This is a genomic window from Microcella pacifica, from assembly GCF_009371975.2.
Classification (GTDB): Bacteria; Actinomycetota; Actinomycetes; order Actinomycetales; family Microbacteriaceae; genus Microcella; species Microcella pacifica.
The window spans coordinates 1-13229 of record NZ_VIKT02000018.1 but is presented as its reverse complement, the minus strand read 5'-3'; the positions used below and the strand labels follow the sequence as shown (position 1 = coordinate 13229).

General features: G+C 70.8%; 11 protein-coding genes. 6 read left to right on the top strand and 5 right to left on the bottom strand.

Annotated features, from left to right (window positions below; translation table 11 throughout):
* Positions 1 to 72: 72 nt before the first annotated feature.
* Complete coding sequence (locus FK219_RS10350) at positions 73 to 744, bottom strand: DedA family protein (RefSeq protein ID WP_152582634.1); 672 nt, start codon at positions 742 to 744, stop codon at positions 73 to 75.
* Positions 745 to 883: 139 nt separating this feature from the next.
* Between FK219_RS10350 and FK219_RS10345 the strand changes: the two genes are divergently transcribed.
* The 4 genes from FK219_RS10345 to cydC are packed head-to-tail and all read left to right on the top strand — an operon-like array spanning position 884 to position 6692.
* Entirely contained in the window at positions 884 to 2302 is a 1419-nt protein-coding gene (locus tag FK219_RS10345; protein WP_328821673.1) for a cytochrome ubiquinol oxidase subunit I, read from the top strand.
* Between the two features lie 33 nt (positions 2303 to 2335).
* Positions 2336 to 3352 (top strand): cytochrome d ubiquinol oxidase subunit II, encoded by a 1017-nt coding sequence (gene cydB / locus FK219_RS10340; protein WP_152582632.1) that lies wholly within the window; start codon positions 2336 to 2338, stop codon positions 3350 to 3352.
* A gap of 53 nt (positions 3353 to 3405) precedes the next feature.
* Positions 3406 to 5007, top strand: coding sequence for a thiol reductant ABC exporter subunit CydD (gene cydD, locus FK219_RS10335; protein WP_165638115.1), 1602 nt, complete (start codon positions 3406 to 3408; stop codon positions 5005 to 5007).
* Positions 5004 to 6692, top strand: coding sequence for a thiol reductant ABC exporter subunit CydC (gene cydC, locus FK219_RS10330; RefSeq protein WP_152582630.1), 1689 nt, complete (start codon positions 5004 to 5006; stop codon positions 6690 to 6692). Before cydD ends, cydC begins: the two co-directional genes overlap by 4 nt.
* Positions 6693 to 6721: 29 nt before the next feature.
* On the opposite strand, the gene FK219_RS10325 is transcribed toward cydC, so the two are convergent.
* On the bottom strand, positions 6722 to 7189 hold the full coding sequence (locus FK219_RS10325) for a nucleoside deaminase (protein WP_152582629.1): 468 nt from the start codon (positions 7187 to 7189) through the stop codon (positions 6722 to 6724).
* A 200-nt stretch (positions 7190 to 7389) separates the two neighbouring features.
* Between FK219_RS10325 and FK219_RS10320 the strand changes: the two genes are divergently transcribed.
* The gene (locus FK219_RS10320) at positions 7390 to 8820 is read left to right on the top strand and encodes an aspartate ammonia-lyase (protein WP_210416814.1); all 1431 of its coding nucleotides are present in this window, start codon (positions 7390 to 7392) and stop codon (positions 8818 to 8820) included.
* 15 nt (positions 8821 to 8835) lie between these two features.
* Here FK219_RS10320 and FK219_RS10315 read toward each other — a convergent pair whose 3' ends face one another.
* Positions 8836 to 9000 (bottom strand): hypothetical protein, encoded by a 165-nt coding sequence (locus FK219_RS10315; RefSeq protein WP_165638114.1) that lies wholly within the window; start codon positions 8998 to 9000, stop codon positions 8836 to 8838.
* Between the two features lie 92 nt (positions 9001 to 9092).
* Complete coding sequence (locus tag FK219_RS10310; protein ID WP_328821672.1) at positions 9093 to 10571, bottom strand: AlkA N-terminal domain-containing protein; 1479 nt, start codon at positions 10569 to 10571, stop codon at positions 9093 to 9095.
* A gap of 96 nt (positions 10572 to 10667) precedes the next feature.
* Between FK219_RS10310 and FK219_RS10305 the strand changes: the two genes are divergently transcribed.
* Positions 10668 to 11918: a PrsW family intramembrane metalloprotease gene (locus FK219_RS10305; RefSeq protein WP_152582627.1), complete on the top strand. Its 1251-nt coding sequence runs from the start codon at positions 10668 to 10670 to the stop codon at positions 11916 to 11918.
* Here FK219_RS10305 and FK219_RS10300 read toward each other — a convergent pair whose 3' ends face one another.
* Positions 11919 to 12977 carry a hypothetical protein gene (locus FK219_RS10300; protein WP_152582626.1) on the bottom strand — a complete coding sequence of 353 codons (1059 nt, stop codon included), beginning with the start codon at positions 12975 to 12977 and terminating at the stop codon, positions 11919 to 11921.
* Between the last annotated feature and the right edge of the window lie 252 nt (positions 12978 to 13229).

The window sequence follows — 13229 nt, the reverse complement described above, 5'->3', positions numbered from 1 at the left end:
ATCGTGAGGGGCGGGCGCCCACGGGCGCTCGCCCCTTTCGCGTGCGCGAACCGGGTGATTCGCACGCGGCGGTCAGTCGTCGCGGGTCGTCGCGTCGCGGTCACTCTCGCGGTCGGCGAAGCGCGCGACGTAGCGGTCGAGCAACCGCTTGACGGCGTAGACGAGCAGCCAGAAGCCGAGGATGGCGGCGACGAAGAAGTAGGCGGCCGAGCTCAGCTGTCCCGAGATCGAGCGATAGCCCTCGGCGGCCGCCGACCCCACCGATACGTAGGCGAACGCCCAGATGATGCACGCGGGGGTGAGCCACAGCATGAAGGTGCGGTAGCGCAGCGTGCTCATGCCGACGACGAGCGGCGTGAGCGAGTGCAGCACGGGCAGGAACCGCGAGATGAAGACGGCGATGCCGCCGCGATGGTCGAGGAAGTTCTCGGCGCGGCACCAGTTCTTCTCACCGATGCGTGCGCCGAGTCGCGAGGCTCGCAGCCGGGGGCCGAAGAAGCGACCGATCGCGAAGCCCACGGAGGCGCCGCCGAGCGCTCCGACGATTGCGATCGTGACGAGTGAGAAGTAGCCGAGGGGGGAGTCGACGGCGGTGCTCGCGACGAGCACGACGGTGTCTCCCGGCACCACGAGGCCGACGAGCACGCTCGTCTCCAGGAAGATGAACAGGCCCGCGAGCAGTGTGCGCAGAACGGGGTCGACGGCTTGGACGTAGCCGAGCAGGTCGTCGAGCAGTTCGTTCACGCTCGCGAGCCTAGCGATGCGCCCCGGTGGTGTGCTGTGCGCGGCCCGCGCAGTCGGGACCTTCGACCCTTACCCGCTCGCGAGGGCTGCTCGTAGGGTCGAGTCGTCCCCCTCTCTCGCTCTCGGAAGGTCGCCTCTCGTGCTCGAATGGCTCGATCCGCTGCTGCTGGCGCGCTGGCAGTTCGGTCTCACGACCCTGTACCACTTCCTCTTCGTTCCGCTCACGATCGGCATGGTCGTGCTCGTGGCGATCCTGCAGACGGCATGGGTGCGCACGGGCAAGCTCAAGTACCTGCACCTGACCCGCCTGTTCGGCAAGATCTTCCTCATCAACTTCGCGATGGGCGTGGTGACGGGCATCGTGCAGGAGTTCCAGTTCGGCATGAACTGGAGCGACTACTCGCGCTTCGTGGGCGACGTCTTCGGGGCACCCCTCGCGATGGAGGGGCTGCTCGCCTTCTTCCTCGAGGCCACCATGATCGGTCTGTGGATTTTCGGGTGGGACAAGCTGCCCGCCAAGCTCCACCTGGCGACGATCTGGATGCTCGCCATCTCCACGACCCTCTCCGCGTACTTCATCCTCGCCGCGAACGCCTTCATGCAGAACCCGGTCGGGTTCGCGATCAACGAGGAGCGCGGCCGTGCTGAGCTCACCGACATCGTCGCGGTGCTCACCAACCCCGTGGCGCTCGCGCAGTTCCCGCACACGATCTTCGCCGCGACGATGTTCGCCGCGGTCGTCATGGTCGCCGTCGCCGCGTTCCACCTCTCGCGCGGCCAGCACATCGACGAGATGCGCACGGCGCTGCGGTTCGGCCTCATCACCAACATCGTGTGCTTCGCCGGCGTCGCTCTCACGGGCGACCAGCTGAGCCTCATCATGGTCGAGACGCAGCCCATGAAGATGGCCGCGGCCGAGGCGCTCTACACGACGACGGCGGGGGCATCCTTCTCGATCTTCACGTGGGGCACGCCCGACGGCTCGAGCGAGCTGTTCTCGATCCGCATCCCGTACGTGCTCTCGTTCCTCTCCACGCAGGACTTCATGGGCACGGTCGAGGGCATCAACGACCTGCAGGCGCAGTACCAGTCGGAGTTCGGCCCCGGCGACTACACGCCCATCATCTGGGTCACCTACTGGAGCTTCCGCTGGATGATCGGCCTCGGCGCCCTCGCAGCGCTCATCTCGGTCGTCGGCCTGTGGCTGACCCGCGGTGGCCGCACTCCGCAGCAGAACTGGGTCTGGAAGGTCGCGATCTGGTCGGCGCCGTTGCCGCTCGTGGCAAGCCTTGTCGGGTGGATCTTCACCGAGATGGGCCGGCAGCCCTGGATCGTGTTCGGTCTCATGAAGACCGAGGACGGCGTCTCACCGGGCGTGACAGGCTTCGAGGTGTTGCTCTCCCTCGTCGCCTTCACCCTCATCTACGGAGCGCTCGCCGTGGTCGAGTTCAAGCTCATCGTCAAGGCCGCCGTCGAGGGCCCGAAGGACTGGGATAAGTACGACGCCGATGAGGATGGCGGCACGGTCGACCCCCGCTCCCTCGCGACCGTCTACTAGCCCGTCGTCTCGTTCACCTAGTCAGGACACATCATGGATCTCGCACTCCTCTGGTTCGGCATCGTCGGATTCCTGTTCATCGGGTACTTCGTGCTCGACGGCTTCGACTTCGGCGTCGGAATGTCGATGCCCTTCCTCGCGAAGGACGACACCGACAAGCGCCTGCTCATCAACACGATCGGCCCCGTCTGGGATCTCAACGAGACGTGGCTCATCGTGGCCGGCGCCTCGCTCTTCGCGGCCTTCCCGTACTGGTACGCGACGCTCTTCGACGGCTTCTACCTCGCCCTGCTGCTCATCCTGCTCGCGCTCATCGCCCGCGGGGTGTCGTTCGAGTACCGCCGCCTGGGTAAGTCGCCCCGCTGGAAGGCCTGGTTCGACGGGATGATCGTGGTTGGCTCCGCGGTTCCCGCACTGCTGTGGGGCGTCGCCTTCGCCAACATCGTGCAGGGAGTCGCGATCGATGAGACCGGCACCTACACGGGCTCGCTGTTCGACCTCCTCAACGTCTACGCGATCCTCGGCGGTCTCACGACCCTGCTGCTGTTCTTCACGCACGGCGTCCAGTTCGTGGCACTCAAGACCGAGGGCGAGATGCGCGAGAGAGCTCACGCCCTCGCGAAGCGCTCGGGGCTGCTCACGATCGTCGTGGCCGCGGCCTTCCTGGTGTGGACCGCTGTTCAGCACCTCGATGTCGCCCACCTGCCCCTCATCGTCGCGCTCGCCGGAGGGGCGGCGGTCGCCCTCATCGGGTCCTGGCTCGCCAACGCCGGTGGACACGAGCGGTGGGCATTCGGTCTCATGGCGACGACGATCGCCCTCGCCGTGGGGACGATTCTCGCGGCGATGTACCCGAACGTCATGCCGTCGACGACTGACCCCGCCTTCAGTCTCACGATCGAGAACGCGTCGAGCTCGGCGTATACCCTGCAGATCATGACCTGGTTGGCCGTGTTCTCGATGCCGCTCGTGCTCGCGTACCAGGGCTGGACGTACTGGGTGTTCCGCAAGCGGCTCACGCGCGACCTGATTCCGGCGGACGCGCACTGAAGCCGCTCGACCCGCGACTGCTGCGCACGGCGACGGCGGCCCGATCGCTCCTCGTGATCGGGTCGGCCGTCGCGGTCGTGCACACGGCGAGCATCATCGCGTTCAGCTGGTTCCTCGCCCACAGCATCGCCGGTCTCATCGCGGGGGAGTCTCTCGAGCGGGTCGCCCTGACGATTCTCGCGACGGCGGGCAGCATCCTCGCCCGCGCAGGCACGCAGGCTCTCCTCGACGGCCTCGCCGTGCGCGGCGCTGCGGTCGTCAAGAGCCAGCTGCGTCGTCGCGTGCTCGCGGGGCTCGACCGCGGGGGTTCGGCGCTGCTCGGCACGACCTCGAGCGCGCGTATCGCCACCCTCATCGGCCAGGGTCTCGACGCCCTCGACGGCTACGTCGGCCGCTACCTGCCGCAGCTCATCCTCACCGCCGTTGCCACGCCTCTCGTCGTGCTCGCCCTGCTCACCGCCGATCTCGCCACGGGCATCGCGGTGATCTTGACCCTGCCGCTCATCCCGCTCTTCATGATCCTCATCGGTCTCGCCACGCAGGCGATGCAGCGTCGGCAGTGGGAGGCTCTCGGCAGCCTCTCCCAGGGATTCCTCGAGGTCGTGCGCGGGCTCTCGACTCTCATGATCTTCGGGCGCCAGCACCGCCAGATTCCCCGCATCGAGGCCGTCACCGAGCAGTACCGCCAGCGCACGATGCGCGTCCTGAGGCTCTCCTTCCTCTCCGGCTTCGCCCTCGAGCTCGCTGCGAGCCTCTCGGTCGCGGTCGTCGCCGTCTCGGTCGGAGTGCGCCTCATCGACGGCGACATCGCCTTCGCTCTCGGCCTCTTCGTGCTGGTACTCGTTCCCGAGGCCTACCTGCCGCTGCGCCAGGTAGGCGCGCAGTACCACGCGGCCGCGGAGGGCATCGCCGCCGCGGATGATGTGCTCGCGCTGCTCGAGAAGGCCGAGGATGTGCCGGCAGCGGGCGCCGAGTCGACCTCCGCGGCTCCGCTCGCCCGCGCCGACGATGCGCCCGCGCTCGACCTGCGCGACCTCACGGTGCGGCGCGGCGATCGTGTCGTCGTCGACCGCCTCTCGGCGAGCTGGCAGGCCGGGCAGGTCGTCGCGATCACCGGCCCCAGCGGCACGGGCAAGACATCGCTCCTCCTCGCGATCCTGGGGCTGCACGAGGCCGAGGGTGCGGTGCTCATGAGCGGCGAGCCTCTCGAGCCCGCGCAGCGCGCAGCCCGCATCGCCTGGTCGCCGCAATCCGCCGAGCTCACGGAGGGCACTCTCGACGAGGCCGTCGCGCTCGGCGTAGCGAGCGTCGATCGTGCGGCGGTCGAGAAGGCTCTGCAGTGGGCGCGGGTGCAGGATCTGCCGCGCGACACCGTACTGGGCCTCGCGGGTGACGGGCTGTCGGGAGGGCAGGCGCAGAGACTCGCGCTCGCGCGGGCCGTCTACCGCGCGCGAGAGCGCGACTGCCGGATCGTCATTCTCGACGAGCCGACGTCGGCGCTCGACAGCGAGACGGAGGCCGGCGTGCTCGCGAGCGTGCGCGAGCTCGCCGACGAGGGCCGTCTCGTGCTCGTCGTCTCGCACCGGCGCTCGGTCGTCGCTGCGGCCGATGTGCATCTCGACCTGCAGCTCGTGGCGGCGGAGGTGCGGGCATGACCATGACGGATCACGAGAGCGCCCGCGCGGCCCGCGAGCGTCGGCGGCCCGTGCTGCGCGCGGCGATGCCCGCGCGGGCGAGCCTGCTCGCCGCGCTCGCGCTCGGTGTGCTCGCCGCGGGATCCGCGGTCGCGCTGCTCGCGACCTCGTCGTGGCTCATCGCGCGCGCCGCCGAGCAGCCGCCCATCCTCTTCCTCGGCTTCGCGATCGTGGGCGTGCGCGCCTTCGCGCTCGGCCGCGCGGTGTTCCGCTATCTCGAGCGCACCGTGGCGCACGACGGCGCCTTCCGGTCGCTCGCGTCGTTGCGGGTCGCGATCTTCCGGCGGCTGCTGCCGCTCGCCCCCGACGGGGTGCGCGGCGTGCGGCGCGGTGACCTGCTCACGACGCTCGTGCGCGACGTCGACACCCTGCAAGATCTGCCGCTGCGCGTCGCGCAACCGCTCGTGAGCGGCGGCATCGTGGCCGGGCTCGCCGTCGTGGGGGTCGCGTGGCTCTCGCCCGTGGCGGCGGCCGTGCTCGCACTCGGGCTCGTGGCGACGATCGCTGCCGCACTGGGAATCCTCCGCCTGCTGAGCCGGGCCGCCGACGCCCGCGTCGCCCCCTTGCGCGCGCGCCTCGCCGACGCCGTGCTCGAGTACGTCACGCGCTGGGAGGTGCTGAACGCCTTCGGCGCTGCCGAGGAGAGGCGGGCGAGCATCCTCGATCTCGATGGCGCTCTGCGCCGCGCGCAGACGCGGCAGTCGGCCGCCGCCGGCAGCGTTGCCGCCCTCTTCACGCTCGGCGCGGGAGCCACGGCGCTCGCCACCCTCGTCTCGGTCGAGCCCGCGCTGAGCACCGGCGCCCTCAGCGGCCCGCAGTTCGCGCTGCTCGTGCTCGTGCCGCTCGCCGTGCTCGAGGTCGCCGCCGCGCTGCCGCTCGCCATGACCGCGTGGTGGCGCGTGCGAGCGAGCGCCGACCGCATCGTCGCCGCCGTGCCCGAGCACGTGCCGAGCGAGATACCGCGCCCGCCCGCCGCGCCCGCGCCGCCGCCGCTGACGGCCACGCCGCTCACCCTGCGCGCCGTGACGGCGCGCTGGCCGGGGCAGTCCGCCCCTGCGATGGCGCCCCTCGACCTCGAGCTCGGGCCCGGCGACCGCGTCGTCGTCGAAGGGCCCAGCGGAGCCGGCAAGTCGACGCTCGCACACGTCCTCGTGCGGTTTCTCGACCACGAGGGCGACTACCTGCTGGGGGGCATCGACGTTCGCGAGCTCGACCCCGACGAGGTGCGCCGCCACGTCGTGCTGTGCGAGCAGGCGCCGCACCTGTTCGACACGAGCATCCGCCAGAACCTCCTCTTCGCACGCGATACGGCGACCGACGCCGAGCTGCTCGACGTGCTCGACCGGGTCGGGCTCGGCGAATGGTGCCGCGAGCGCGGTGGCCTCGACGCCGCGGTCGGCGAGCGCGGCAGGCTCGTCTCGGGCGGGGAGGCGCAGCGCATCGCCCTCGCGCGAGCGCTGCTCTCGTCAGCCGCGGTGCTCGTCGTCGACGAGCCGACCGCGAACGTCGACCCCGCGCGGGCGGAGTCACTGCTGCTCGAGCTCGTGAGCGCGATCGGCGATGACCGCGCGGTCGTCATCATCTCGCACACGCCCGTGCCCGATCGGCTCGTGACCCAGCGCATTCGCGTCACCGCCACGGGGTAGGCGCCGGCGCAGCGCTCAATACGCGGCGCTCAATACTCGGTGCGCGCGGCGAACCGGCCCCAGGCCTCGAACGGCGCGAGCCGGTCGGGGGAGGCCTCATGCCGCAGCACGGTCGGCCACTCGCCGCCGGGCTGCTCGAAGAGCGCGTAGAACGCCGAGTCGTCGAAGCCCGCGGCGGCGGCGTCGTGCCGGTCGGCGGCGAACACGACCGTGTCGAGTCGGGCCCACAGGGCGGCGGCACCGCACATGGGGCACGGCTCGCACGAACTGTAGAGCGAGCATCCGCTCAGATCGAAGGTGCCCAGGCGTGCCGAGGCCGCACGGATCGCGACCACTTCTGCGTGCGCGGTCGGGTCGTTGTCGAGCGTCACGCGGTTGACACCGTCGACCATGCTGCCGTCGGGCAGCACGACGACGGCGCCGAACGGGCCTCCACCGGCGGCGACGTTGCGCGCGGCGAGGTCGAGAGCGCGGGCGAGGGGATCAGTTGTCGGCACGTCGCAGACTGTACCAAGCCCGCGCGGTGCCGCCAGGGTCTAGAGTGAGGCTCGCCACCGCACTGTTCCCCGATCTGCAAGGAAGAGGCAGTCATTCCATGGTGCGCACAACCGGCCCCGCCCCCAGCTTCATGACGAGCGACAACGGAGAGCCCGTCTACCGACCGGGGCTGGACGAAGACGAGGATGCTCCGCGCGAGATGCGCGTCGAGCACGACTCTCTCGGCGAGATGCCGATACCCGCCGACGCCTACTGGGGCATCCACACAGCGCGGGCCCTCACGAACTTCCCCATCACGCGTCGAGCGCTCTCCAACCACCCCAATCTCGTCATCGCCCTCGCGATGGTCAAGCAGGCGGCTGCTCGGGCGAACAAGGAGCTCGGGGTGCTGCGGCCCGAGCGCGCCGACCTCATCGACCAGGTGTGCCAGGAGATCATCGAGGGGGAGCTGCACGACCAGTTCGTGCTCGGCGTGCTGCAGGGCGGGGCGGGCACGAGCACCAACATGTGCGCGAACGAGATCATCGCCAACCGGTGCCTCGAGCTCATGGGGCTGCCCAAGGGCGACTACGACAGCTTTCACCCGATCGACCACGTCAACCGCAGCCAGTCGACGAACGACGTCTACCCGACGGCGATCAAGCTCGCCATGGTGTTCAGCCTGCGCAGCCTGCTCGACGAGCACCGGCTGCTCATCGAGTCGTTCACGGCCAAGGGGCAGGAGTTCGCGTCGATCCTGAAGGTCGGCCGCACGCAGCTGCAGGACGCCGTGCCGATGACCCTCGGGCAGGAGTTCCGGGGCTTCGCGACGACCCTCGGCGAGGACCAGGAGCGGCTCGGCGAGATCATCCCCTGGCTCAACGAGATCAACATGGGCGCCACCGCGATCGGTACGGGCATCACTGCCGACCCGCGCTATGCCGAGTCGGTGCGGCGTCACCTGAGCGAGATCAGCGGCTACACGATGGTGACGGCGCCCGACCTCATCGAGGCCACGAGCGACACGGGCGTCTTCATGACCGTGTCGGGCACGCTCAAGCGCGCCGCCGTGAAGCTCTCGAAGATCTGCAACGACCTGCGCCTGCTCTCGAGCGGGCCCCAGGCGGGCTTCGGCGAGATCTCGCTGCCGCACCGTCAGGCGGGCTCGTCGATCATGCCGGGCAAGGTCAACCCAGTCATCCCCGAGGTCGTCAACCAGGTCGCCTTCTCGATCATCGGCGCCGACGCGACCGTGACGGCGGCGGCGGAGGGCGGGCAGCTGCAGCTCAACGCGTTCGAGCCGGTCATCGCCTCGAGCATCCTGCAGTCGCTCGCGTGGATGACGAACGCGTGCCGCACGCTGCGCCTCAACTGCGTGGACGGCATCACCGCGAACGAGGCGAGGCTCGCGAGCATGGTCGAGTCGAGCGTCGGCGTCGTCACCGCGCTCACTCCCTACATCGGCTACCAGCGCTCGGCGGCGCTCGCCTACGAGGCGCTCAGCTCTGATGTGCCGGTGCGGCAGCTCGTGATCGAGCGCGGGCTCATGACTGAAGCCGAGATCGCGAAGGTGCTCTCTCCCGAGCGGCTCAGCGGAGTCGTACCGCCCACGGGCGCGATCGCGCTGCCCATGGTGCCGCCCGAGGACTGAGGCGCGGCGGTCTTATCAGGCGGGGCGCTCGTCCTCGTCGATCGGCCCCTCGGCGGCCTCGGCCTCCGGGCGTTCGACGCGCTCGTCGGGATCGATCGTCGGCGGCGGCAGGGTCTCCTCGTTCGCGTCGAGGTCGACCTCGCGCTCGTCGTCGCTGTTCGGCTCGTACTCGCGGTCCATGCTGTCCTCCCGTTCGGGTGGGGGTGCTCCTCGAGACGCCGGGGCCGGCGTGCGCACCATTGTGCTCGGCCCTCGCGCCGTGTGCCACCCCACTATCGGGCGCGCCACAGGTGCAGCGTCGCGTAGCTGCGCCAGGGGGCCCAGCGCTCGCCAAGAGCGGCGGCGTCGCGCGGCGTCGTCGCGAGCCCGCGCCTGCGCAGTGCGGCGAGCAGCACGAGGTCGCTGGAGAGCAGGATGTCGGGCGCCCCGAGCACGCGCATGGTCACGTAGTCGGCCGTCCACGGACCGATGCCGGGCTGCGCGAGCAGGCGCGTACGCAGCTCGGCCGCGGTGAGCCCCACATCGAGTGCGAGGTCGCCCGCCGCGAGCGCCTCGCTCACGGCGAGGATGGCCCGCACACGCGGTGCTGGGCCGCGCAGCACGTGGACGCCGTGCTCGGCGAGCTGCGCCGGGGTGGGAAAGGGCAGCAGTGCGCCGTCGGCGGCGGGATGGCCGTCGAGCTCGGCGACCTCGGCCGCGATGCGCCCGAGCACCGTGCGCGCGGCGGCGAGGGAGATCTGCTGGCCGACCATCGTGCGCAGCAGGGTCTCGGCTGGGTCGAGCCCTCCCGGCAGACGGATGCCCGGCACAGCGGCGACGAGGGGCGCGAGCCGGGCATCCCGGGCCAGCGACTCGTCGATCGCGGTCGCGTCGGCGTCCAGATCGAACCAGCGGCGCACGCGCGCCGTGAGCGGCCCGACATCCTGCAGCGTGGCGAGCGTCGCCGTGCAGCGCACGCCGGCGCGTTCGTCGTCGAGACGCACGTGCACCTGCGCGAGTCCGCCGGGCAGGCGCACCCAGCGCTCGACGCCGACGTGGGTGACCCGTTCGACGCCCGGCACGGCGTGGTCGGCGAGGTAGCGCAGCACGCCCACGCCGTCGAAGGGTGCGCGAGCGGCGAGGCGCAGGGTGACGGTCGTGCCGGCACCGATTCCGCCCTCCGTCGCCGACGGGGGGCGACTCTCGCGACGCGCGAGGGAGCGCAGTGCGCTCGGGGTCAGGTCGTAGACCTCCCGCACGGTGTCGTTGAACTGCCGGATGCTGCGAAACCCGCTCGCGAACGCCACCTGCGCGGCGGGCAGCTCGGTGCCGGCGAGCAGCGTGCGGGCTGTTTCCGCGCGGTGCGCGCGGGCGAGAGCGAGGGGGCCGGCGCCGAGTTCCGCCGTCATGACGCGCGTGAGATGCCGCGGGCTGTAGCCGAGGTGCGCGGCGAGACCCGGCACGCCGTCGCGCTCGATCACGCCGTCGAGGATGAGCCGCATGGCGCGCCCCACGAGGTCGTCGCGCAGATTCCACTGCGGGTTGCCGGGGGTCGCGTCGGGCTGGCAGCGCTTGCAGGCCCGCAGCCCGGCCTCGTGCGCCGCGGCCGCCGTCGGGTAGAAGCGCACGTTGTGCTCGCGCGGGGTCATCGCGGGGCAGCTGGGTCGGCAGTAGATGCCCGTCGAGTGCACGCCCGCGATGAACTGCCCGTCGAATCGCGCGTCGCGCGCGGCAAGAACGCGGTAGCAGCGATCGTGGTCGAGGGCGGGCACGGTGCCAGCGTGGCAGGTGCGGAGGCCCAGCACCAGCGGAAATCGGACACCACTGTCGACCGGTCGAGAGCGACGCGCACGGCTACAGTGGCGCACATGACCGAGTCTCGTCGACTGCCTGACTACACCGCGACCGGGCAGGGGCGAGCTCCCGCCCCCGAGGTCTCGCGCGCACCCGAGACGGTGCGATCGGAGGCGGCGAGCGTCGCCCAGCCGGGCTTCGCGGTCGCCCCGCGGCGCACGAACCCGCTCCTGATCGTGCTCGCGGTGCTCGGGTTCATCGTGCTCGCGCTCGTGCTTCTGGTCGTGCTCGCCTACCTTGTCATCGCGCTTGGTACGGCCGGCGCCGTCGTCGGCGGTCTGCTCGCCCTCGTGCCCCTCGCGATCGTCCTGCTGGGTATTCGGTGGATCGATCGCTGGGAGCCGGAGCCGCGCGCGGCCCTCGCCTTCGCCTTCCTGTGGGGCGCGGGAGCGAGCGTGCTCATCGCGCTCGCCGTCGATGCGGAGATCCAGAACGCCGTCGCGGCGGTCGGCGGCCCCGGGCCCGGCTTCGACTTCTTCGGCGCCGCCGTGCAGGCTCCCATCGTCGAGGAGGTCGGCAAGGGCCTCGGCGTGCTCATCCTCTTCTGGGCCGTGCGGCGGCACTTCGACGGGCCCGTCGACGGCATCGTGTACGCGGCGTGCGTGGGCGGCGGGTTCGCCTTCACCGAGAACATCCTCTACTTCGGGCAGTCGCTCCTCGACGGCTCGACCGCGACGACCGTGGAGACCTTCGTCGTGCGCGGGCTCATGTCACCCTTCGCGCACGTCATGTTCTCGGCGTGCCTCGGTGCCGCCCTCGGCGTCGCCGCCCGGCGCACGGGCGCGTTCGGGGTGCTCGGCTACTTCGTACTCGGCCTCGTCCCGGCTGTGCTCCTGCACGCCTTCTGGAACGGCGCCCTGTTCTTCGTGGGCGACTTCTACGGCTACTACCTGCTCGTGCAGGTGCCGCTCTTCCTCATCGGCGTCGGCATCGTCGTGATGCTGCGCGGGCAGGAGAGGCGGCTCACCGAGGCGCGGCTCGCCGAATACGCCGCCGTCGGCTGGTTGCATCCGCAGGAGGTCGCGATGATCGCGAGCTCCGCGGGGCGGCGGCAGGCGACGGCGTGGGCGCAGCGCCACGGGGTGGGAGCGCTCATGGCGGCGTTCATCCGCGACGCGACGCGCCTCGCCTACGCGCGGCAGCGCATCCTCGGCGACCGCGATGCGATCGGGGCTCGCGCCGATGAGGCGACCCTTCTCGCCGCTCTCGCGCGCTCGCGCCACGCGCTGCGCGAGGGCGGCACGGCGCAGACCCGCGGGGGCTGATCACCCGCCGAGCAGGCCTCCGAGGAACGAGAAGCCCCAGAAGAGGGCGAAGGCGGCGCCGATGATGATCGTCGCGAGCGGCACTCCCGCGCGCAGGCGGCGCCCCTCCCGAGCCACGATGTTGGCGTCGAAGTCGCCCACGCGCTCGTCGCGATAGCGATCCGTCTGCGAGAGCGTCTTGCGGCCCACTGTGTCGACGATGCGCAGCAGGCGCTGATAGGTGTGCGGGTCGGCGAGGGGGAAGGGTCGGGCCGCGTAGACGAAGAGCCAGCGATCGACGATCTCCACGTCGTAGGGGGCCGCCTCGTCGATGAGCAGCGCCATGAGGTCGGGCGTGAAGACGTAGAGCGCGTCGCGCTCGTACTCGCGCGGGCAGTACAGCGTGAAGTAGCGGTCGAAGTCGCCCTCGAGAGACAGCACCTGGTCGCGGCGGAAGCTCGTGGGCAGGTTGCTCGCGCCGAACATCCCGTTGTTGGCCCGCGAGTCCAACAGCACGTGGGGCAGCGCCCGGTCGAGATGCAGCGCCAGGAACCCCCAGTGGTGCGTCGTGCTGTTCTTGCCGCTGCCGGTCACGTAGCGGTAGTTGCCGAAGTCGAGGAACCGGCCGTCGGCGGTGCGGAAGTGGTCGCTCACGCGACGGGAGCGCCCCTGACCGAAGATGGCGCCCGGATAGCTCGGCGCGGGGCTCGCCATCTCGTAGACGAGCCCGTTCACCTCGGCGAAGCGGTGCATGCGCAGGCGCTGCTCCCACTGCGGCGCGGCGCCCCGCACGAGACGCCAGGCGGCGATGCCGACTCCGCCCAGGATGAGGAGGAGCACGGCCGGCCCGGCGACGCCGACGGGGTCTCCCGAGAGCACGCCGCCGATCGACAGTGCGAGGAACGGGCCGATGACGCCCGCCGTCACGATCACCACGACACCGATCGCGACAACCCGCAGGACGGTCTGGATGACTGCCGCGCTCTGGTCGCGCTCGGCGAGGGAGCGTCGACGGTAGTCCTGCACCTCGTGCCGCCCCACCGGGCTGAACAGCGGCAGGTAGTCGATCGTGCGATCCATGCGCCCATGCTGGCACGCCGCGACCCCCGTTAACAGACTCGCCGCCCAGTGGCGGGGCGATGCCTCCGGCGCGCCTGGGCGGCGAGTTGATCTACGCATCATCGTCCCCCTCTTGGGGACGATCGTCAAGGGGCCGACGTGCCTCACGAAGAATGCCCGCGAGTGGGTTCCCGTGCCTCAGATAAGAATGCCCGCGAATGGCGGGCATTATCCGAGGTATGGGAAGCAGGTTGTCGATGGCTGCGCGAGCAG

Bases quoted from the DNA above. Each gene is read 5' to 3' on its own strand.
- cydB (WP_152582632.1), top strand. From the start codon at position 2,336: ATGGATCTCGCACTCCTCTGGTTCGGCATCGTCGGATTCCTGTTCATC.
- cydC (WP_152582630.1), top strand. From the start codon at position 5,004: ATGACCATGACGGATCACGAGAGCGCCCGCGCGGCCCGCGAGCGTCGG.
- FK219_RS10320 (WP_210416814.1), top strand. From the start codon at position 7,390: ATGCGCGTCGAGCACGACTCTCTCGGCGAGATGCCGATACCCGCCGAC.
- FK219_RS10315 (WP_165638114.1), bottom strand. From the start codon at position 9,000: ATGGACCGCGAGTACGAGCCGAACAGCGACGACGAGCGCGAGGTCGAC.
- FK219_RS10305 (WP_152582627.1), top strand. From the start codon at position 10,668: ATGACCGAGTCTCGTCGACTGCCTGACTACACCGCGACCGGGCAGGGG.
- FK219_RS10300 (WP_152582626.1), bottom strand. From the start codon at position 12,977: ATGGATCGCACGATCGACTACCTGCCGCTGTTCAGCCCGGTGGGGCGG.